Source organism: Photorhabdus kayaii (assembly GCF_025384895.1).
Taxonomy (GTDB): Bacteria; Pseudomonadota; Gammaproteobacteria; order Enterobacterales; family Enterobacteriaceae; genus Photorhabdus; species Photorhabdus kayaii.
In genome coordinates, this window is sequence record NZ_JAJAFZ010000152.1 from 1 (window position 1) to 2,595 (window position 2,595).

Below are 2,595 nucleotides of genomic sequence, written 5' to 3' on the forward strand. Positions count from 1 at the left end.
TATACTATAATCGTTTTAGGTATTACGATAACGAGACCGGGCAATATCTCTGTGCCGACCCGATAGGATTAGCAGGGGGTCTGAACCTGTATGCGTACGTGCCTAATCCGGTGTCGTGGATCGACCCCTTAGGCTTAACTGGCTTTGATGCTTCTGGTAGACCTTTATCCAGTCCAAATTATAGTGTGTGGTATCAAACAGATATCCCCACAGATTTACATTCAAGTAGCAGACCTAAGCATTTTAATAATGCAAATAAACAACTGTATGAAGTAATACAAAAAGATCCACGTTTAGCTAAAGCGTTACCGCCTGAAGTTGTAGCGCATGTGCAGCCAGGTCCAAAAGGTGGATTTGAACGTACTAGCCCGCCTAATCATTCATGGCACCATAATGCTCAAAATCCAACTAAGATAGAACTTATTCCAAGATCTCAACATCAAGCGCCTGGCGCTGTACAGAAAAGCCTTCATCCAAATCAGGAAGGAGGATTTAAAAAGTTAGGTAGTGGAAAATGTGGTGGACTATAAATAATGAGGTAGTTTATGAAGTTAGTTTCTATTGCTGATGTATTATCGACCCCAGAAAATAATTCCAGCGAGTGGTTTTGCTTACCTCCAGATCAAAATAGTTGGACGTTAGAAACAGAAGGAATTTTTTCTCTGAGTAGTGCTGATTTTCCACCTGATTCTGATGATTATTTACCCAAACAGGTAAAAGAAAACGGGTGGATTGAAGTTTTAGATGGAGGAACAATTGAAGAAGTAGTAGCTAATACTAAGGCCCAGTTAGACAATCCATCTCTTAATGATCTATTGAAGGCATTTATTTTTTATTTTGAAAATGATGCTTTTATGGAGTTTTAATTATATGAGATATGAGCCGGAAAGATCCTTGAGATCTTCCGGCCTTCTGATGATCTATCTTGGTGAATACCCACGGTAAGCCAGAGCGGATTGAAGCTTAGAAATCGCATCTTTGATCTGATACGCTTCTTCGTCATTCACGGCACAGGCCCGTATCTCCGCCCAGCACAGCCGCTTAACCAGTTGTGCTAAGGCCAGTGCTTCAATGTGGGTTAACTGAATGTCCTGCAAATGTTCAATGGCTATCGTCATCTCATGCTCTCCCCTTAACCCGCAAAACCGGTTATCAGTGCCCTCATCTGCTGCTTAATCTCCCGCAGTTGGGCCTGTTGCCGCTGGTACTGTTGATGCTGCTGTTGCGTGGCTTCACTGTCAGGAATGAGCACCAAACAGCCATCCATCACCTTCACCGTAATCTGGCCGCCAGTATTAAACCCCGCCTGTCTCAGCCACTGCCCCTTAAGATGTATCGCCGGGGTGGCGTTGTTGACCTTATTCCCGTTCGGCACATAGCCCACCGTGTAATAACGTTCTGTTTTCACAGCTTTATTTATCGCCGCTTCTGCTTTAGAATGCGCCTTAGCCATCATTCAACTCCTTCTTAGTTGCTTGTGGTGAGCGGCGTTGTTGTGTTGCTGCACTTCAACGCCGCGCTAAAAAATCACTTTAGACTTAGTTATTCTTCTCCTGATCAACAGGGCGTATTGCCGACTCAACCCGGTGCTTAACAATCACCGCATCAATCAGTTTAATCACTGTCTCCTGTTCTTCCGGCTGGCATTGGGCCAGTGCTTTAAATCGCTCCATTAATCGCGTGTTGCTAATCGGTATCTGTTCGTTAGGCGAGCCAAGCAATAAGTAATCAATAGTTGTCGTGAACAACTCAGCCAGTTGGATCAATTTATCAGCCGGAGGGATGTGCATCCCGGACTCATACTTGTTGTACTGCGAAAGTTGCAAGCCAATCAGGGCAGCAACTTCCTTCTGTGTTCGTCGCTGTTGGTTACGTAACTCTTTGAGTCGTTTACCGAATGCCCGGCGCTGTTCTTCGGTCTGCATAATCTCATCTATCACATCAGCCATAAAATGCTCCAAGTATAAGGTGAGTTCCAAAAACGACTTGCTTTACTATCGTATTACGAATATATAATATATCGCATATCGAAGCAAAATAAATCTTGACATATTTTGGGGGGATCTTTGTTATGGCACGCATCCCGGAAGCCGAATTACAGCACCTGAAAGCCGCTGTCTCCTTAGTCGCCGTGGTGGAGCAACAGGGGCGAAAGCTCATTAAACGCGGCAAAGATTACGTGCTGCTGTGCCCGTTCCATGAGGAGAAAACCCCGTCAATGGTGCTGTCACCCGCCAAAAATCTGTATCACTGCTTCGGTTGTCATGCCGGCGGCTCCGTGCTGGACTGGGTGATGAAAACCGAGCGGCTCAGCCTGCGTCATGCCTGTGAACGGCTGCGAGGAGCACTGGGGGCCAACCCCGCCGTGGAAACGCTGCCGGCGGTTCCCTCCGTGGCAGAAGAAGCCGGACGGCAGGCATTATTAACCCGGGTGGTTGAGTTCTATCATCAGACTTTACTGACGTCCCCGGAGGTTCAGCAGTACCTGAAAAAACGCCGCCTCGACCATCCCGAACTGGTCAGCCACTTTAAACTCGGCTTTGCCAACCGCACGCTCGGCTACCGGCTGCCGGATAAAAAACTCAAAGCCGGGGC

General features: G+C 46.9%; 6 protein-coding genes. 3 read left to right on the forward strand and 3 right to left on the reverse strand.

All coding sequences use genetic code 11. The annotated features are described in order from the left end of the window. Both LGZ98_RS23385 and LGZ98_RS23390 read left to right on the forward strand, forming a co-directional pair. The coding region (locus LGZ98_RS23385; RefSeq protein WP_262978689.1) for an RHS repeat-associated core domain-containing protein at positions 1-530 on the forward strand (530 nt) is incomplete at its 5' end. A gap of 15 nt (positions 531-545) precedes the next feature. Further along, a complete protein-coding gene (locus tag LGZ98_RS23390) occupies positions 546-866 on the forward strand; it encodes a DUF7716 domain-containing protein (protein WP_214086574.1) in 321 nt (106 codons plus the stop codon). 54 nt (positions 867-920) lie between these two features. On the opposite strand, the gene LGZ98_RS23395 is transcribed toward LGZ98_RS23390, so the two are convergent. The 3 genes from LGZ98_RS23395 to LGZ98_RS23405 all read right to left on the reverse strand — a co-directional run bounded on the left by LGZ98_RS23395 (position 921) and on the right by LGZ98_RS23405 (position 1,949). Beyond that, complete coding sequence (locus LGZ98_RS23395; RefSeq protein ID WP_166291727.1) at positions 921-1,118, reverse strand: DUF7706 family protein; 198 nt, start codon at positions 1,116-1,118, stop codon at positions 921-923. 14 nt (positions 1,119-1,132) lie between these two features. Then, positions 1,133-1,453 carry a SymE family type I addiction module toxin gene (locus LGZ98_RS23400; RefSeq protein WP_040151679.1) on the reverse strand — a complete coding sequence of 107 codons (321 nt, stop codon included), beginning with the start codon at positions 1,451-1,453 and terminating at the stop codon, positions 1,133-1,135. Between the two features lie 85 nt (positions 1,454-1,538). After that, positions 1,539-1,949: a helix-turn-helix domain-containing protein gene (locus LGZ98_RS23405; protein WP_036771233.1), complete on the reverse strand. Its 411-nt coding sequence runs from the start codon at positions 1,947-1,949 to the stop codon at positions 1,539-1,541. A 122-nt stretch (positions 1,950-2,071) separates the two neighbouring features. On the opposite strand from LGZ98_RS23405, the gene LGZ98_RS23410 reads away from it, so the two are divergent. Beyond that, the coding region (locus LGZ98_RS23410) for a CHC2 zinc finger domain-containing protein (RefSeq protein ID WP_262978690.1) at positions 2,072-2,595 on the forward strand (524 nt) is incomplete at its 3' end.